Source organism: Pacificibacter sp. AS14 (assembly GCF_038899935.1).
Classification (GTDB): Bacteria; Pseudomonadota; Alphaproteobacteria; order Rhodobacterales; family Rhodobacteraceae; genus Celeribacter.
The window spans coordinates 12,824-28,104 of sequence record NZ_JBBMQI010000013.1 but is presented as its reverse complement, the minus strand read 5'-3'; the positions used below and the strand labels follow the sequence as shown (position 1 = coordinate 28,104).

Below are 15,281 nucleotides of genomic sequence, written 5' to 3'. Positions count from 1 at the left end.
ATCAATTGAACAAAGCGGTCCGGTCTTGCTGTCGTCTGGCGAATTGCTGCCGGACCGCTCAATCAAGTGACGTGCGTTATGCGAGCCAAGGCACGACCAGCACTTCGGCTGTGCCTTTCCATTGGTTGGTCTCGCCGCCTGCTGCCAATTCGGAGTTGATCAGCTTGAGTGCTGCGGACTCGTTGCTTGGCCCAACGACCAGCAAGTTTGGCGACATGCCCAATGGGCGACCATAGTCAGCTTTCATCGACTGCAAGGCCGTGCGGGCGGTCTCATAGGTGGTGGCGTCGAAGTCTTGCTTTGATCCCCAAGCTTGTTGCCAGAACCCATAACCCGCACCACAGCGCGACTCTGCGCCGTAGATGAATTCCTTATTCATAAAGACGTTTTCGTCTGTCGGCTTATCAAGTGAGACAAAGGTGGCTTTTTGGCGCTCTTGGAAGATGATCGGTTTGATCACCTCATTGGTGCACATCAAGAACCACGGCGCGCCTGTGCCGCCGTCAGTATTGGCCACGGTGATTTTTTCACCGTCTTCACCGATCACCGGATGGTCGGTGTCAAAGAAGGGCTGGCCGTCATAGCAAGCCGATGCAAAACCTGCGAGCAGCGTTTCCCAAACCAGTTGTTCTGGGTGACGCCCTGTGGCACGGCCCATGGCGGCAAAGCGCGTGCCGTAGGTGCCCAGTTTGTCGTCAAGAATATGATTGCGCGGGATGGAAATCGTCAGCTCAAAGTCTTTGTTGACGATGCGGTAGTCATGATCTTTGAGGCCATGAATGACGCGCGCCCCAAGCCATTCGCGCATGCCGGGCAATTCGCCAAGCCAGCCATAGAGGTTCTCGCCATCGGTGGACGGGATGGTCTCGGCCACACGGTCGCGCAGGGATTTGACCTCGCCAAAAGCAGTATTGAATTTGAGAGAAAACCCGGTGCGCAAAGCGGCCAGTGAGGTTGTTGTAATCAGCATATCTGAAATCCTTAGTTAAAGCGCAGCGCGCGTCAGGGCTTCGTTAAAAATGACCCAAACGCCCAAGTCGTCGACGTCTTCGACAATGCCAGCGGCCGAGCGCGCAGCTGTGTCATCGGTCTTGGCGACGGTCTGATCATCCACGGCAAAACAAGGCTGGCCGATGTCGGCGATGGTGATCTCGTCAGCGCCTGCGGAATTGGCGTATCGGAACCGCCCGTTTTTGAAGGTGGCGGTGGCGTCGCCTGCAGCCCCATCCGAATTGTCCACGGCAACCTCGGCACGGCCCACGCCGATCAAATCCGTGCCTGTGACAGCGGGCAGGATGTGGCCAGAGGCATTGCGCACGAGCATGGCCCCAGCGAAGATATTTACAGCGGCGGCAACCAGCCCAACTTGCACATCTCCAGCCTTGGCGGGAGTGTTGCGGCCTGCGATCAAAGCAGTCATTATAATGCCTCCTGATTGGGGTCAGACGCGAGTGATTTGGCGAAGTCGTCATGCGACAGGCCAAGCACGTCAGCGACGTCACGTTGTTGCGCGTTGAGAGCGATTTTGCCGTCTTTGTCTGCAGCGGGTGGCAGATCAGACATGCCAGATGGGCCGAGGGCGGGCAGGGCGTTGATCAAGGCCTCTGTGCGTTCGGGATTTTCGGCATGCATGGCGATGAACACATCGCGCTGCGGCTTTACGCCAACACGCTTGGCTTTGATGGCCTCATCAACAAAGGCGGTGGCTTTGTTTGTGGTGTTCGAGCTTTGCAGTGATGTGACTGTTTTGCCAAGTTCGGTGATGGTCGCTTGCAGGGCCACGAGTTCGTCTGAGCCTGTGGATTTTGCCGCCTTAGCCGCTGCCAAGATGGCTGTGCTGTCGCCGCCATCCACACCCAGCACGGTGCCAATCTCGGACATTTGCGATTGCAGGGCCGTGCTGGTGTCATCTGATTTGAGACCGTCCGCTGCTGCGAAAATATCGCCCTCGGACGCGTCCGCACCGAGGCCCAGTTTCTGGGCCATCTGTTGCATGAAGTTCATGTCTGTTTCCTGTTGCTGTGAGTTGAGAGAGGCCAGACCTTTGAGGTTCGGCTGATTGACCAGACTGGCGCGCAAAATGCTGAGCACCGCTTTGGTCTTGGAATGGGTGATGACAGGGGAAATGCCGCGATAAGCATGGGTGGCGACCAGATCGCGACCCGCGTCGGTCCACTCGACTTTGCCCCAAATGCCATCATCACGTGCTTGCATCTCGGTGATCCAGCCACGCGCAGGCGAGGCCCCACCTTTGGGGGCGGCCAAGTCGATAGAATGGTTTTCGTCAACGGCGAGACGGGTTTCGCCCGCGAATGAGGCGTCGATAATCGCCTGCGCATCGTTGATATGATACGGTCCGCGCCGGTCGCCGGTCTCAACCTGCGCGCCACCGGGCAAAAGATGGATCCACTCAGGCGCATCACCAGCCTGTGCAGGCGCGATGGTCTGAGCTGCCATAAGGGCGGTTATGTGATTTGGTGTGTTCATGATGGGCCTAAATTGGCCCAAAAAATCCCATAAAAAATCCCGCCAAGGGGGGCGGGGTTTTTGTTCGACCTAATCCTAAGTCGGCATATTATGGTGAGCTAATTAATATATACGGACGTACGATGAAAGGGCGTCACCTATGAATTAAAAGATATGTACTATTCTTCATCGACGGAGCACTCTGCAGTTGTTACTCCGCCAGTTGGATCGCAACCATACGTTATCTGTGCCTTTAAAATTTTAAGCTCTAAGATATCTGTCTCGTATTTCTTTATTTGTTCTTTGTACTCATCACTTTCCGTGTCGACATCAGACAATTTATAGAGGGTATTAAAAGCCTCCAGTTCCGTGATTTTTGCCTCTATTTCATCAATGAAATCTTCTTTTTTCTGATCATCGGTAAATAAGCCAAATTCAGAAATAAGAGCCTCCGAAATACGGCTTTCGACCTTATTGTCTTCGATAAATTTGGCGAGAAACGTATAAAGCTCTGATGCTTCCTCGGTGACCGAGACTTTCACACGTATATTTAGGGGCTCTATCGCCAACGGGTAGCTGTCAAATTTTGGGTCGTTTAACTTGGATAGTATACCATCTGCAGGCGCAATATCCCCTATTGAAATCGCCTCCCATCCTTGACTACTGGAATTTGGTCCAGCCCATTTAGGACCGAAGCCACTCGAGACGCTCTGAATTCCAAGTGTTGCGACGCCGTCTTTAACTCTTACATTTTGGTAAACTATATTCTGCGATGCCAATTTTGTTTCAGTGTTACCATCCTTGGGAATACTCAGGGTGATTGTATATCCAACGCTTCTCGTACCATTGCTGGCATAGGCGTTTGTTTGTTTTGTGCTCTCAAAATTCTTTGCGGTAAAATATAGGGGTCTCAGGATGATTCCTTTGCCATCCGGCGAAAACTCCCAGCGTGCTTCAAATACTGTTGATGGGTTAGGGTTCGTAAACTCAAAGCCAGCATCGTGTAATCTTTTGACCACCCTGCCGTTGAAATCAGGTCCTGTTTCATCCCACGTTTCGTCCCAGAGTAAGGATGGATCTGTTTTGTAAAAGGGTGCGGCAGCCACAACAGGTCCAACATTTGTGACAACAGTAACGCATCGCACACTTGGGTTTATTTTAACTGGAAACGACCATTTGGTACCCGCGTCGGTTTTACCAACGAGCTCTCCAGATTCGATTGAAAGAAGATTTGTCGCCAATACTTGATCATATTCTAGAGTAGCGTCTGCTGCGCGCGATTTAACATAACTACCAGCTGCCGACACTCCAAACTTCACAACTGTTTGAGCAAATTCTGCTGCTAGAGCTGAAGCCACTAAACTTTTCGTGCCAAACTTATCTGGTCTAACTGTTTCAAGGTGAGCGAAACCTTCGTCCATAATGGAGGTGTTGTCGGTACTGCGTCCTGCAGTAATGATGCAGTCATCTGACGCGATGGCGGCGACATAACCTGCGGAAGCAATACTGGGTGTAGATATTATACATGCTGCCAGAACAGCTATACAGTTGCGTTTCATGGATAATAATCCTTGTAATAATTCCTGGTTGAATAAGAACATTGTCGCGGGGAATGGCTCTAAATACAATTTTAATGTTTGAGCGTTTCGTGAAATCTGATTCCAGAATCCGGATTGATCAATTTTCGATCACAAACTGTGGCTGAAATAGTAGCTGAAATGAGAGCGCAGTTACTATTTTTCACCCCACCGCAACCTTCGCCAACCATTCCTCAATCGCCTCATGTATCTTCGAGCGATCTTCTTCCGACACGCCTAAAAATGCGCGGGCGGGGATGTTGCCCCAAGGCGCGCCGCCACCCAGCGAGCCTTTTGCGGCCCCGAACTGCATGACGGCGGCTTGGATGGCGTTTGATCCGACTTCCATCCAATCTGGCCCTGAATTATGCGCGATGCCTTTGCGCATGCGGCGCGATTGATTGAGTGGCGCGCCGTATTTCAGGCCAAGCTTGCCATAGCGGGCAATCGTTGTGGCCGAGCGCGCGGCAAAAGGTTTGCCATCAACATCAACGCCAGCCTCAATCCGATCCTGCGTCGAGGCGACCATCAACTGCCCAATTTCGTCCATCGGCTCAGACATGTCGCCCAAAGCGGCGGCCACACGGGCCAGTCCTGTTGTGATGGTGTCTTCTGTGATCTCAACGCGCATCAGTTGGCTCCTTTGCCTTTTTTGCCTTTGGCGGCATTTACAAGCGCCGCGCGTTGGTCTTCAGGCAGGGATTTCAAAAACGCCTCGGCCAACTCAGGCGGCCAGTTGCCGACTTTGCCTGACAGCGCATTGATCAAATCAGACACACTTGAGCCGGGGGCATAGTCCCAACCTTTGCCGACACCAGCGGGCGTGCCGGTCTTTGGATCAGGGGCAGACCACGCAGGATCGAGCTGCACATCTGGGTTGCCGCCCACACGGCGCGCACCAGCTTCAGAGCGCGCGCCAAAGACGCGACACGAACAGCCCCAATCATTTGGCGGGAAATGCGAGCGCCAAAACGGATGATCGGAAGGTAAGATCAAACCATCCCAAGCCAAGTGCTGGGGGCGTGGATCATAGGAACCGCCGTGGCGATAGACCCAGAACGGATAATTGCCCGCAATGAGCTGCGCATGGCGACCGGCCATATAAGTGGTCTGCAGATTGGTGTCATAGATAACCCGCATGCGCCATTCTTCACTGCGCTTGGTGCCTTCACCGGTCCAGCCATGCCAACCGTGGCGCTGCACTGTGTTGCGGAAATCTTGCTTGAAGGTCTCGAACGTGGTGCCCTCGGCGATGGCTTTTTCCACGGCTGCAGCCAAATCAGCCAAAAGATCGGCTTTCGTTGCACCCGCCACCATAAAGGCGCGATCATGCTGCGCGGCTACAAGATCATCCCAAGCAAACGTCGGCACGAGCTGCAACAGACGCAGACGAAACGCCGTCAACTGCGCCGAGAACGGCTGGCGAAACACATTTGCAAGAGTATCAGGCATCGCGGCTTTCCTCTTCAATGGCCAAATGGCCCCCGGCAAAGCTTGAGGTCAGCGCTTGCGCCATCATCGCCTCAAACCCGCTGGTGTTGATGTTGCCAAATCCAGCCAGCATCATGGCGCGGAACTCTTCGAGTGAATGTGCCTCGGCCATCATCGCCTCAATCTGGCTCATCATGGCCGCGATTTGAGGATGCGCTGTGTTTTGCAATTGATCAGCCAGAACGCCTAAATCATCCCCCGTCAAAAAATCGCCCTGTGAGGCCTGCAAAGCCTGTTGGGCGGTCTCTGTGCCCTGTTCGGGCTTAGGGTGTTTAATGGGTTCTAAAAACCGTTTAATTTTTGAAGTCCGTTTGTCACCATCGCCCGCATCTGCAGGTGCATCGCCATTATGGGGAATTTGCCCCAAAATCTCGTCTGTGCCTTTGGGTTTTTCATATCCGAACTTGGCATAGAGCTGTTCTGTTTTCAAAGGCAGGCCGATCTGGAACAGATTGCCGACGATTTCGGATTCTGTTTTGAGATCTTCTTGCTCAGGGCGCGCAATCACCAGCGTTGGATAGGCCTCTTGTGGCCCAAATTCCAAATCCATCCACGGGCGGATCAAATCGCGGTTGAGAATGGCCGCCAAAGTACCCGCATCGGCGCGCTCAATGTCTTCTTGCACCTGACGATGTTCTTTGCCGGACCCAAGACCGCCGACAACGGCATCTGTCGTGCCGGTCTGGCCAAGCACAGCTTTCGAAATTTGCTGATCAAGATGCTCAACACGCTTGAGATACAGATCACTCGACGCATTTGCGCTTTTGGCCTCCACAAAATCGATGGTCATGCTGTCAGGAATGATGGCGGCGCAATCGCCCGCAATATTGGCGACAGCATCAAACAGCGTATTCTTGTCCGCCTCAGACGCGCCTTCACCCCATTTGCCAACCCGCAAAGGCTGGCCATAGGTCTGGGTGAAGATCGCCCAATCGCGCTCGGTGTATTTCTTGAACAAATAGCCCCAAGTCGCGGCGCGGGCCAAACCTGAGCGAATGGGCAGGCCGGATTTGGCCTTCACCTGTGCAAAGATGAACTTGAACGCATCAAGAGGCTTTTCTTGACCGTAATCATCCAATTGCATCGGTGTTTTGAAATCATGACGATTGAACCGGAACCAGCGCGGGTCGCGGTATTCCAATTTGTCAGGCCGCCATTGGCCCATGGAGCTGTCCCACAAGATTTCTGTGAAACTGTATCCCTTGCCGACAGCATCCAGAATATCGAACAGCTCTTCGATCAATTCCCCGCGTTCCAGCCACTCTTGCACCATTTCTGATTTCTTGACGTCCTCAGGCTTATCTGAGGCCGCTTTGACGGTGATCGGGATTTGGCTGACAGAGCGTTTGCGGGTGCCGATGACGCCAAGATAATGCATATCGCGCTCTTCGATGATTTCAGCCAGCTCCAAGAACTGCACAGGATCGCCCTGGTCGGCGGCGCGCAAGATACTGGCCAGCCGCACAGGATCCAACCCATCGGCGGGATAGCCCGACACAGGGCTGCGCACCCCGCCGATGGTTGCGGCTGACACCTCTTTGGTCAGCACACTGCGCTGAAGAGGGCGACCAAAGCGATCTAGGATTTGTGGTCGTTTCATGTTCGCACCCCGTGAGGTTCAAGTGAAAAATTGGAAATCAGCAATTCGCCCGCGCTTTTTGACTTGTCACCGCCAGCCAAGGTGTAGGTCACGCGGACAGGGACAATCTCGGCCCAATCAAAGAGAGCGCGGATTTCTGGGACGTCGTTGATCGACAGAATAAACTGGCCTTTAACGGCCTTTAAAATATCCGCCAGATTGGCGAAATCATCACGGCTGAAGGCGTCCTTGCCGTAATCGCTCTCGCTGCCAAAATAGGGTGGGTCGAGATAGAACAAGGTGGTGGGGCGGTCGACGCGTTTGATAAACGCTTCATAGCCCTGACACATGACGGTGACGCCAGACAATCGCTCATGCAGCGCTTCTAAGTCAGGTTCTAAAGTTGTCAGGTTGAACCGCGCAGCGCGCAGGGTGACGCCAAAGTTTCTTTTGGCAACTTTCCCGCCAAACGCGATCCGTTGGACATATAAGAACCGCGCCGCACGTTGCAGATCGGTTAAGGTCTCTGGATCGACTTTCATCAAGCGCTCAAAGCCCGCCTGCGTGGTAATCTGGAACCTGAGCAGGTCCAAAAAGGCGACATAGTGTTCCTGCAGAATGCGAAACAGATTGTAGACGTCTTGGCTGTAGTCGTTGATGAACTCAGAACGCGGCTTGCGCTTGCGACGCAAGAAAATGCCGCCCATGCCGACAAACGGCTCGGCGTAGGTGATATGATTATGCGCATCGATGATAGCGCAGAGGCGCTTGGCAAGATTGCGTTTGCCGCCAATGTAGGGCGCGACGGGTTTTGAGACTGTGGCTTCGGTTTTCTTTGACATTGATATGCGACTCGCTTTAGCCAGTTCTCTCCCGCAAGGGACAGAGGCGGCCGTAAGTCTTGGCTGGTCGGCGGGGGTGTTTTCAGACTTTCCCCGTGTTTGAAGCTGGTGAGACAGCTTCTGACCCTCTGCCCATTTGTTTTGGCAGTGATTTTGGGTTTGGATCATTAAATTCCTCCCCGAATGCGCGCCCCAAGCGGGCCGTCGAATTGGCCTCGCGAGCGGCGGTCGTCATCGTGGTTGGGGCGCATGTTCAAGCGACCATCGGAGTGGTTGGCAGACTGATTGGTGGATTGGTGAGGTGCGGTTCTGTGCGGGACTGGGCGATAGCCGTATTCAGACCAGCGCATCCGCGTGGCAAAATGCGCCAAGGCCAAGCCGATGGCGAAGTCACCATGGCGCTTTTTGCCTGTCTCGCCTTCGCGCACAGTGGGAACGCGCGGAATGCCGCGCAGCAGCTTGACCACCCGCAGGTCAGACGTGTGATCATCGCTTTTGATCAATTGCAGCGATCCGTCCTCAAAGGCGGATTTCAGCGGCGGCATATTGATCCGGTACCAGTCCTCTGTGAACTTGATCGCCCAAACCAAGCCTGAGCCATCTTCGGTCTCGCGCAGGCCAAATTTGCGGCCCATGTCTTCGGCGACGGTCCAGCCCATGCCGGTGGCATCAAAGGCGGCGCCGACCAAGCGGGTCCGCAGATGCCCCATGACCATGCCAACAGCCTTTTTCTGCTCATCCCCTGGCACGCCGCGCATTTCCAAACACAGCACCTCGGTGCGGTTCATGTTCGGCTCAATCGCCAAAACCGGCAGCACGGACAGATCGGCGACGCGGGCAAAGTCGAACCCAAGCGCATAGCGCAGGTCCATGTCGAGCTTGCCCAGCTCTTCTTCGATCTGCTCATAAAACGGGGCCATCAGGATGTTTTGGTCCAGCTTGGAGCGCTGCAGATAGTCTTTGGGCAGGTCCAATGTGATGACGGGCTTATCAATCGTCATCCGCGCTTCAATCAATGGCGCGGCCAGCCACGATCCGGTGGACAGGCTGGGCACACAAAACAGCTCTTGATCGGCACTGTCGCCATAGAAATTGATGATGTCTTGTCGCCAAGAGGCTTCGGCCTCAACCGACCACTCAAGGCCTTTGATCAGGCAGATGCGCTCATAGAGCCCATCGGTGATGGCTTGATCCAGATCGATGCGTACATGGTGACCGGGCTTTCGCTCGGCCAATATGTCTTGGATGTTGGTGTTAAAGGTGTTGTCGACACCAAAATGCGTGGAACAGACAACAACTTGACCGCCCCACATCAAGAAGGCCATGGCCGCCTCAATGAGCGTGTCGAGATTGTCAACAAACGCGGCCTCGTCGATGATCACGACGCCTTGTTTGCCGCGCAAGCCGCGCGGGGCAGAGCTGAGCGCCATGATTTCAAAACCGGAGGCAAAGCGAATGCGGAAGGCTTGAATGGCTTTGTCGCCCTCATGGTCGCCTTCCTCAAACAGGCATTCTTCTTCGGCCATCGCCGCACTTGAGAACGCGCGTGCCCACATGGCGCAGGCATCCACGAACTCACGCGTCATCTCTTTGCTGTAGGAGATGTACATCACATCCATGCCGCCTGCGCCCTTTTGGCGACCGGCGCGGTGGACGGCATAGGCCGCAAGCCCCCACGTCAGACCAATGCGGCGCGACTTTTCAACAAATAGCACTTGCGTGCCAACTGAATTAAGCAAGCCAACGACACCCTGCTGATAGGGCAGCAGGGCTTTGGTTTGGCCGACTTGGGCAATGACGTCTGGAATGGCGTCCATCGCCTCAAGACGCATGGCCTCCCATTCGGCTTTGGTCATGACGGCACCGTCAGGCATCACGCGTCTCCAAGTTTATGGATGGCGGCGCTCATAGTTTGACGCCCAAGAATTCTTCTAGGATCGCGTCACTGGTTTCCTTGGTCAGGCCGCGTGCTTTTGCGACGGCTTCAACGGCCTTGCCCGCTTTGGCTTCAAATTCTTCGACCTTTTGGCGGCGGGCGCTGGACATGGATTGTGCTTGCACGGACTGACGGAAAGCGGATGCCATATGCATCACATCTTTGGCGTCCGCGTCGTCGGCATCTGTATCGGCCAGCATGTGGAAGATCAGGGATTTCAGGGTCTCGGCAGCTATGATCGTCAGGTCATCACTGTCTTTGGCATCAAAGCCATCAGACAGGGCCGACACGATCTGGCGGGTTTCATCCATGCGGCGGGTCATTTTGGCTTGGCGCATGGAATAGCGATTGAATGAGGAAAAGCTGGGAATATCAAATTCCAGCTCACCGCGATGCGCGGTCATCAACTCTTCGCAGCGCTGAACAAATTCGGCATAGATGTCAGTTTGGGTCTTTTCGCGATCTGACAGCTCAGATGCGGCCCATGTTATGATGGGATCGCATTCATCTGGCATTTGATCGATCAAGGACAGACGACCACGACCTTTGCGACCTTTGGATTTGCTTGCTTTGACCATGTCAGGCACCGGGGCGCGCAGGTCGCTGCACACCTTCAATGGCGATCTGGCGCGTCAAATGACGATGACCGTGTTGGGCCAGTTCGGCCACTTTGACCGTGCCAATGCTTTTGACAATGATGGCCCCCATGTCTTCGAGATAATCCAGCTCGCCATGGACCCAAGCGCGATCTTTACTGATGCCAAAGGATGCCAGCTCATAGACCAGCAGGTCACTGTTGAGCCGCTCATCGTTTTGGCTGAGCAGAGCCTTTAGAATGATCAAGCGCGCTTGTTCGCGCATCAATTGTGCCATGCTGGTGGTCATTTTTGCGCTCCGTTTTCCAGTTGAAATTCTTGCAGGCGTGTGGCGATGGCCCCGATGGGCTTGAGCCGCTCATCAAGCTTGCCGATGTCGCCCTCGATCCGCGTCATAGCCAAAGCCAATTCATGGATGTCTTTGCTGGTTGGCAGCGCGCGAATGGTGGTTTCTGCGGTCTGCATGCGGGCACCGAGATTGGCCACCGCACGCTCGACACTTTCGAGTTTCTTTGTTTGATCTGTGTTGGCGGCCTCAACCACATCGATGCGAACACCCATGCTGGCCATGCTGGCCAAAACCGCAGTGCTGACTTCGGTCGCCACGGCCTTCATGCTTTTGCGTATCCAGATCACCAAACCTGCGGCAGTGGTCACCAAAAGGACGGCAAATCCAAAAATGGAGTTCGCTTGGGAAATGAGGTCGACCAATGTCATGCGTGCGTCTTTCTATGAATTTGGAAAAGAAGCGGTGCCCGTAAATGTGAGCACCGCTGTCTGTATTTAGGGGGCGTTTAACCTTGGGTGCGCGACGACGTGAATGTCTCGCCAGCCAGTGATGCTGCTTGTGCCGCCACCTCGCGCAGCTTGGCTTCGGCAATAGATTGCAGAACCCCCGCCGATGGATTGAGCGCTGAAATCGCGTCCGGCACACTTTGAGTTGCATGGGCAATCGCAGATGTGATGGCTGCCGTTCGATCATCGCCGCGTTCAAGGGCGGCCCGAATGCCCGACATCAAAGCAGAATGTAGCGCGTCGCGATGTGTGGCTTCGATCTCAATGCCCCAGCGCGCTTTGGCAATCCCTGCGCCTTGGATCAAAAGCACTCCAAGGACAGCGGAAATGCCCTGCAAAATAAGGGGAAGAAACTGTGCGAAGACTTGGTCGAGTAGAGCGTCCATGGTAAACCTTTCTAGTGAGTGGAAATGATGGTGGGGGCGGCATAGCTGGCGACAATCCAGCCCTCGGTGCCGTCATAGAAAACGCAGTGCCAATCGCGGCCAGCGAATGCGCCAGTGCGCAAGACGGGCACGACGGTGCCGTCAGGAATGGCGGTCAAAATGTTGTTTTCAAAAGAAGGCCAGCGCCGCATGTTGAGCGCACCGCCGCGTGTGTCGATTTCGACCATGTCGTTGGTGTTTGGTTTTGAGGCCTCGTCGGCGATGGCATCTGCTGGATCATCTGGGCCGAGGATGCGCGCACGGACGTCGTCCAGTGGAAAGAGCGGATTGGTGTCCACTTTGCGACCGGGGCTGACATACCAATGTGTGGTGATGTCTTTGAGGGTTTTGATGTCGCGAAACAGCGCGTCCAAGAGCGAGATCAGCGCGCCCATTTGTGCCTCGGCATATGGCATCCAAACGCCAGCGCCATGCGCGTCTGTGGTCATTTCCACCAGATTGAACAGGCTAAAGTCGAATTGTTTGCCAAACCAAGTGACGCCGTATTTGCCAGCCTTGGTCATGCGCCCCGGATTGACCAGCTCAATGCCAATGGAAAAGCCGTTACACCAGTCGCGCCCTTGAAAGCTGGACTTTCCGGCATGATTGGCTTTGCGATTTGTAGCCACGCTTTGCGTGATGGTGCCGTCAATCTCGATCACGAAATGCACGCTGGCCTTGGCGACATTCTCAGACGCTAGATAGGTGGCCGAATTGCCTTTGTCTAAACGTCCAGCGGTGTCGTGCAAAATTACAAGTTCAGGTGTGATTTCCTCGCCGGTGAAATGCGCTGGCAAGAACGCAGCATTGGTCAATCGGTGGTTTTTGATGTGCATGGATGGCCCCAAATGATGTGGGGCACTGCCCCATGTTTGAGGCTAAAATGAACGGGAACAGCGCATAAAAAATCCCGCCAAGGGGGGCGGGGTATTCGGTGGCATGTCGCTGTTGAGCTAGATCAATCGTGGCTGACGATCATCGAACGGTCTTTGGCGCTCTTCAGATGTCGGCGCATATTCACCTTTGAGATACCGCCGCACTGTTTTGTCCTGCACACGCATTCTGCGAGCAATATCTGCACGAGACAAGCCCTGCGCGTCAAGCACTTGTGCAATCCAACGCTTTTGCAACGGAATGCGTGTTGGCAAACGAGCTGCTGCTACGCCAAGCAATTTCGCTTTGTCGTGGCCAACATGTTGCGAGAGCTTAGACGTTTCTCTTGGGGATTTGGAGAACGCCAATTCAGCACCACCAAAGGCCAGCAAAAAGTCAACGGTCCCGTCCACGCCCAACACCTCAACAAAAGGCGCAACCTGCACAGGTGTTTTGATGATAGGCATTTGGCTCACTGCGTTTGCACCCCGTGGCGCTTGCACATGGATTTGAGCGCGCGGATCACGGCATTGATCTGGCTTGCATCCGTGAGCGCATCGATGTCGATGGGCACAGATTGCCATTTGTCGCCAAATTGAGCGCGCACAAAGGCGTTCAAACCGCCGCGATCAGGACGGTCCAACACGCCCGCGTCGCCAAGCAATTTCCACAGCACATGGACCAAGCGCAAATCAGCGCGCGGGGCGGGTTTGAACGTGCCTTTTTTGCCACCTTTAAACCCCGTTTTAAACCCGCGCGCTTTAAGGGCATCCACGACCTTTTGCAGCTCAGCGTCTGTCATGTCCGACATCGACGCCTTGCCGGTTGCCACAAGTTGCAGATCACGGCGCGTGTCGCTGTCGATGCCAAGCGCGCGGCAGCCGACATGAATGGTTTGCTGGAGTTTACGGTTTGCCATAGGATCAACTCACGCTTTCGCCAAATCGATGGTGATGGCCTGCCATTCAGCTTCGTGGCTCGCCCGGCGGTAACAGCGGATATAGGTTTTTGAGCCAACCGTGCGCATGGCGTCTTTGATGGCTGTCATTGCCCGCTGCCAACGTTCGTCATCGATGTTGAGCCGCAACAGAGAATAGATCTCGGTCGGACTGATTTTGCCTTCTTTGTCGGTGTTAAAGGCGCGTGTCACGATGGCTTGGATTTGCACATTTGAGGTGCTGGACCAGTCGTTCAAGCATTCGTCAAAAAGAAGCTTGGCTGTCTGCAATTCAGGGCCGAAGGCGATGTTGTCGGCAACCGCCACTTGAACTTTGAACAGGCCGTCGACGGTCAACAAAGTTTTGTTGCCCTTTTTGCCGCCGATCTTGGCATCGTATTCATCGGCTAAGATCGCCTCAAAGGCCCCGATGTCGTCGAATGTATGCTGTTTAAATCGTGAAATTTGCTTGGACAGTGGATCGGCATATCCAATGATATTGCGCACGGTTTGATCTTCCAGCAGGTGCTGTGGCTTGACCAGTGCAACAGGCTGCCAACCGCCTTTGCCGTCACCGATGAATTTTGTGCCTTCGATGATTTTGATACCGTCTGGGATGCTTTGATGGTCGTTTGAGGTAGGTGTCATTTTGTCTCTCCGGCATAGGGAATGGGGGTCATGCCAAGGCACACAAGTGTCAGTGCCATGGCTTCGATTTCGTCATAGGTGAGCTGCTCGGTGCCACGGCGACCGCGCGCGTCGATCTTGCCGACGGCTTTGGCTGCGAGGTCCAGCATTTCGTCTTCGGTAAAACGGTTTGGGCTGTGCAGGCTCATTTACTGACACCTTCTGGTCCGTGTTTTTGGCTGCGCGGGCATATGCGACAGGCGCGAAACATGCGCGATTTATGCGGCGATGATGGGTTGGGCTCTTTGCCTGCGTTGCGCCACGCAAGGCATTGATCCGCCGTGATCTTGCCAAGGGCAGGGCAGTCCACACCGGACATAAAAAAATCGCGCACGTTCTTCTCAATCTTGTCCATGTCGCCGGTGTAGGTGTTGTTCAACACAAGGCTGATCACAGCGCTGCTATAGCCCATTTGCTTGGCGACCTTGTTTTGAGACGTGGCATCACAGGCCGCCACCAAGGCCGTCACCCAATCTGGCAGCTCACCGCACCACGCATCTTCGGATTTTCTAAAACGTGTGCTCATAGTTGCGCCCCTTCGACATGCGCAACCGTGCCGTTGTTGCCGTCAATGATGACTTGTTTGTGTTTCACCTGAGGGGGCAGTGGGCCGGTGTCATTGATCAGCTTGTAGCGTGCAGGTCTCACGCCGATTTTGGCAGTTTGAACCACACGCAAGTATTCCGCTTTCAACAGTTTCTGGCAGTAAAGCGTCACGGCCTTGTCTGTGATGTCTGGATGGCGCTGCAGGATGGCTCTGTGAACCTCAATGGGGGTGAAGTCTTTGAGCACACGCATGCTGGCCCACATGCCGCCCTGTGGGGATTGGCGCTTTTCGGTGTCGTTTTTGCGCAGGGCCTCAGTGTCATGCACTGTAAAAAGATCATGAATGCCGACCTTGCCGCATTTGTGCAGAACCTTGAGGCGTTTGAGTTTCGCGACAAAATTCGTGCGTCTGTAATCCGTCACATCGACCGCGCCTTTGATGTCAGCGTGTGTCACGGACGTCTTGGAGACAATGTAATCCCACATCGCTTTTTCGATGTCGTCTTTGGGTGTGAAGAGTGGTGTGCTCAT

Annotated in this window: 20 protein-coding genes; all 20 read right to left on the bottom strand. The window is 54.4% G+C overall.

The window, feature by feature from the left end; translation table 11 throughout:
- Positions 1 to 76 precede the first annotated feature (76 nt).
- The 20 genes from WNY38_RS12620 to WNY38_RS12525 all read right to left on the bottom strand — a co-directional run bounded on the left by WNY38_RS12620 (position 77) and on the right by WNY38_RS12525 (position 15,281).
- On the bottom strand, positions 77 to 970 hold the full coding sequence (locus WNY38_RS12620) for a Mu-like prophage major head subunit gpT family protein (protein WP_342857701.1): 894 nt from the start codon (positions 968 to 970) through the stop codon (positions 77 to 79).
- A gap of 15 nt (positions 971 to 985) precedes the next feature.
- On the bottom strand, positions 986 to 1,420 hold the full coding sequence (locus WNY38_RS12615) for a hypothetical protein (RefSeq protein WP_342857700.1): 435 nt from the start codon (positions 1,418 to 1,420) through the stop codon (positions 986 to 988).
- A complete protein-coding gene (locus tag WNY38_RS12610) occupies positions 1,420 to 2,487 on the bottom strand; it encodes a phage protease (protein ID WP_342857699.1) in 1,068 nt (355 codons plus the stop codon). Before WNY38_RS12610 ends, WNY38_RS12615 begins: the two co-directional genes overlap by 1 nt.
- 158 nt (positions 2,488 to 2,645) lie before the next feature.
- On the bottom strand, positions 2,646 to 4,025 hold the full coding sequence (locus WNY38_RS12605) for a hypothetical protein (protein WP_342857698.1): 1,380 nt from the start codon (positions 4,023 to 4,025) through the stop codon (positions 2,646 to 2,648).
- Positions 4,026 to 4,206: 181 nt separating this feature from the next.
- Positions 4,207 to 4,674 (bottom strand): phage virion morphogenesis protein, encoded by a 468-nt coding sequence (locus WNY38_RS12600; RefSeq protein WP_342857697.1) that lies wholly within the window; start codon positions 4,672 to 4,674, stop codon positions 4,207 to 4,209.
- Positions 4,674 to 5,495, bottom strand: coding sequence for a phage minor head protein (locus WNY38_RS12595; RefSeq protein WP_342857696.1), 822 nt, complete (start codon positions 5,493 to 5,495; stop codon positions 4,674 to 4,676). Before WNY38_RS12595 ends, WNY38_RS12600 begins: the two co-directional genes overlap by 1 nt.
- On the bottom strand, positions 5,488 to 7,134 hold the full coding sequence (locus tag WNY38_RS12590; protein WP_342857695.1) for a DUF935 domain-containing protein: 1,647 nt from the start codon (positions 7,132 to 7,134) through the stop codon (positions 5,488 to 5,490). Before WNY38_RS12590 ends, WNY38_RS12595 begins: the two co-directional genes overlap by 8 nt.
- Positions 7,131 to 7,955 (bottom strand): DNA adenine methylase, encoded by an 825-nt coding sequence (locus tag WNY38_RS12585; RefSeq protein WP_342857694.1) that lies wholly within the window; start codon positions 7,953 to 7,955, stop codon positions 7,131 to 7,133. Before WNY38_RS12585 ends, WNY38_RS12590 begins: the two co-directional genes overlap by 4 nt.
- A gap of 167 nt (positions 7,956 to 8,122) precedes the next feature.
- The gene (locus WNY38_RS12580) at positions 8,123 to 9,829 is read right to left on the bottom strand and encodes a hypothetical protein (RefSeq protein WP_342857693.1); all 1,707 of its coding nucleotides are present in this window, start codon (positions 9,827 to 9,829) and stop codon (positions 8,123 to 8,125) included.
- 31 nt (positions 9,830 to 9,860) lie between these two features.
- Positions 9,861 to 10,469 (bottom strand): DUF3486 family protein, encoded by a 609-nt coding sequence (locus WNY38_RS12575; protein WP_342857692.1) that lies wholly within the window; start codon positions 10,467 to 10,469, stop codon positions 9,861 to 9,863.
- A gap of 1 nt (position 10,470) precedes the next feature.
- Positions 10,471 to 10,776 carry a hypothetical protein gene (locus WNY38_RS12570; RefSeq protein WP_342857691.1) on the bottom strand — a complete coding sequence of 102 codons (306 nt, stop codon included), beginning with the start codon at positions 10,774 to 10,776 and terminating at the stop codon, positions 10,471 to 10,473.
- A complete protein-coding gene (locus WNY38_RS12565) occupies positions 10,773 to 11,204 on the bottom strand; it encodes a DUF2730 family protein (protein WP_342857690.1) in 432 nt (143 codons plus the stop codon). Before WNY38_RS12565 ends, WNY38_RS12570 begins: the two co-directional genes overlap by 4 nt.
- Positions 11,205 to 11,281: 77 nt before the next feature.
- On the bottom strand, positions 11,282 to 11,668 hold the full coding sequence (locus WNY38_RS12560) for a hypothetical protein (RefSeq protein ID WP_342857689.1): 387 nt from the start codon (positions 11,666 to 11,668) through the stop codon (positions 11,282 to 11,284).
- Positions 11,669 to 11,679: 11 nt separating this feature from the next.
- On the bottom strand, positions 11,680 to 12,543 hold the full coding sequence (locus WNY38_RS12555) for an N-acetylmuramoyl-L-alanine amidase (protein WP_342857688.1): 864 nt from the start codon (positions 12,541 to 12,543) through the stop codon (positions 11,680 to 11,682).
- 117 nt (positions 12,544 to 12,660) lie between these two features.
- A complete protein-coding gene (locus WNY38_RS12550) occupies positions 12,661 to 13,047 on the bottom strand; it encodes a helix-turn-helix domain-containing protein (protein WP_342857687.1) in 387 nt (128 codons plus the stop codon).
- A gap of 5 nt (positions 13,048 to 13,052) precedes the next feature.
- Positions 13,053 to 13,499, bottom strand: coding sequence for a regulatory protein GemA (locus WNY38_RS12545; protein ID WP_342857686.1), 447 nt, complete (start codon positions 13,497 to 13,499; stop codon positions 13,053 to 13,055).
- 9 nt (positions 13,500 to 13,508) lie between these two features.
- The gene (locus WNY38_RS12540) at positions 13,509 to 14,165 is read right to left on the bottom strand and encodes a DUF3164 family protein (RefSeq protein ID WP_342857685.1); all 657 of its coding nucleotides are present in this window, start codon (positions 14,163 to 14,165) and stop codon (positions 13,509 to 13,511) included.
- Complete coding sequence (locus WNY38_RS12535) at positions 14,162 to 14,353, bottom strand: hypothetical protein (protein ID WP_342857684.1); 192 nt, start codon at positions 14,351 to 14,353, stop codon at positions 14,162 to 14,164. Before WNY38_RS12535 ends, WNY38_RS12540 begins: the two co-directional genes overlap by 4 nt.
- Entirely contained in the window at positions 14,350 to 14,730 is a 381-nt protein-coding gene (locus WNY38_RS12530; protein ID WP_342857683.1) for a hypothetical protein, read from the bottom strand. Before WNY38_RS12530 ends, WNY38_RS12535 begins: the two co-directional genes overlap by 4 nt.
- Positions 14,727 to 15,281 (bottom strand): hypothetical protein, encoded by a 555-nt coding sequence (locus tag WNY38_RS12525; RefSeq protein WP_342857682.1) that lies wholly within the window; start codon positions 15,279 to 15,281, stop codon positions 14,727 to 14,729. The genes WNY38_RS12530 and WNY38_RS12525 overlap by 4 nt, the downstream gene beginning before the upstream one ends.

Coding starts and splice junctions, on each gene's coding strand:
- WNY38_RS12620 (WP_342857701.1), bottom strand. CDS start 970: ATGCTGATTACAACAACCTCACTGGCCGCTTTGCGCACCGGGTTTTCT.
- WNY38_RS12615 (WP_342857700.1), bottom strand. CDS start 1,420: ATGACTGCTTTGATCGCAGGCCGCAACACTCCCGCCAAGGCTGGAGAT.
- WNY38_RS12610 (WP_342857699.1), bottom strand. CDS start 2,487: ATGAACACACCAAATCACATAACCGCCCTTATGGCAGCTCAGACCATC.
- WNY38_RS12605 (WP_342857698.1), bottom strand. CDS start 4,025: ATGAAACGCAACTGTATAGCTGTTCTGGCAGCATGTATAATATCTACA.
- WNY38_RS12600 (WP_342857697.1), bottom strand. CDS start 4,674: ATGCGCGTTGAGATCACAGAAGACACCATCACAACAGGACTGGCCCGT.
- WNY38_RS12595 (WP_342857696.1), bottom strand. CDS start 5,495: ATGCCTGATACTCTTGCAAATGTGTTTCGCCAGCCGTTCTCGGCGCAG.
- WNY38_RS12590 (WP_342857695.1), bottom strand. CDS start 7,134: ATGAAACGACCACAAATCCTAGATCGCTTTGGTCGCCCTCTTCAGCGC.
- WNY38_RS12585 (WP_342857694.1), bottom strand. CDS start 7,955: ATGTCAAAGAAAACCGAAGCCACAGTCTCAAAACCCGTCGCGCCCTAC.
- WNY38_RS12580 (WP_342857693.1), bottom strand. CDS start 9,829: ATGCCTGACGGTGCCGTCATGACCAAAGCCGAATGGGAGGCCATGCGT.
- WNY38_RS12575 (WP_342857692.1), bottom strand. CDS start 10,469: ATGGTCAAAGCAAGCAAATCCAAAGGTCGCAAAGGTCGTGGTCGTCTG.
- WNY38_RS12570 (WP_342857691.1), bottom strand. CDS start 10,776: ATGACCACCAGCATGGCACAATTGATGCGCGAACAAGCGCGCTTGATC.
- WNY38_RS12565 (WP_342857690.1), bottom strand. CDS start 11,204: ATGACATTGGTCGACCTCATTTCCCAAGCGAACTCCATTTTTGGATTT.
- WNY38_RS12560 (WP_342857689.1), bottom strand. CDS start 11,668: ATGGACGCTCTACTCGACCAAGTCTTCGCACAGTTTCTTCCCCTTATT.
- WNY38_RS12555 (WP_342857688.1), bottom strand. CDS start 12,543: ATGCACATCAAAAACCACCGATTGACCAATGCTGCGTTCTTGCCAGCG.
- WNY38_RS12550 (WP_342857687.1), bottom strand. CDS start 13,047: ATGCCTATCATCAAAACACCTGTGCAGGTTGCGCCTTTTGTTGAGGTG.
- WNY38_RS12545 (WP_342857686.1), bottom strand. CDS start 13,499: ATGGCAAACCGTAAACTCCAGCAAACCATTCATGTCGGCTGCCGCGCG.
- WNY38_RS12540 (WP_342857685.1), bottom strand. CDS start 14,165: ATGACACCTACCTCAAACGACCATCAAAGCATCCCAGACGGTATCAAA.
- WNY38_RS12535 (WP_342857684.1), bottom strand. CDS start 14,353: ATGAGCCTGCACAGCCCAAACCGTTTTACCGAAGACGAAATGCTGGAC.
- WNY38_RS12530 (WP_342857683.1), bottom strand. CDS start 14,730: ATGAGCACACGTTTTAGAAAATCCGAAGATGCGTGGTGCGGTGAGCTG.
- WNY38_RS12525 (WP_342857682.1), bottom strand. CDS start 15,281: ATGAGCACACCACTCTTCACACCCAAAGACGACATCGAAAAAGCGATG.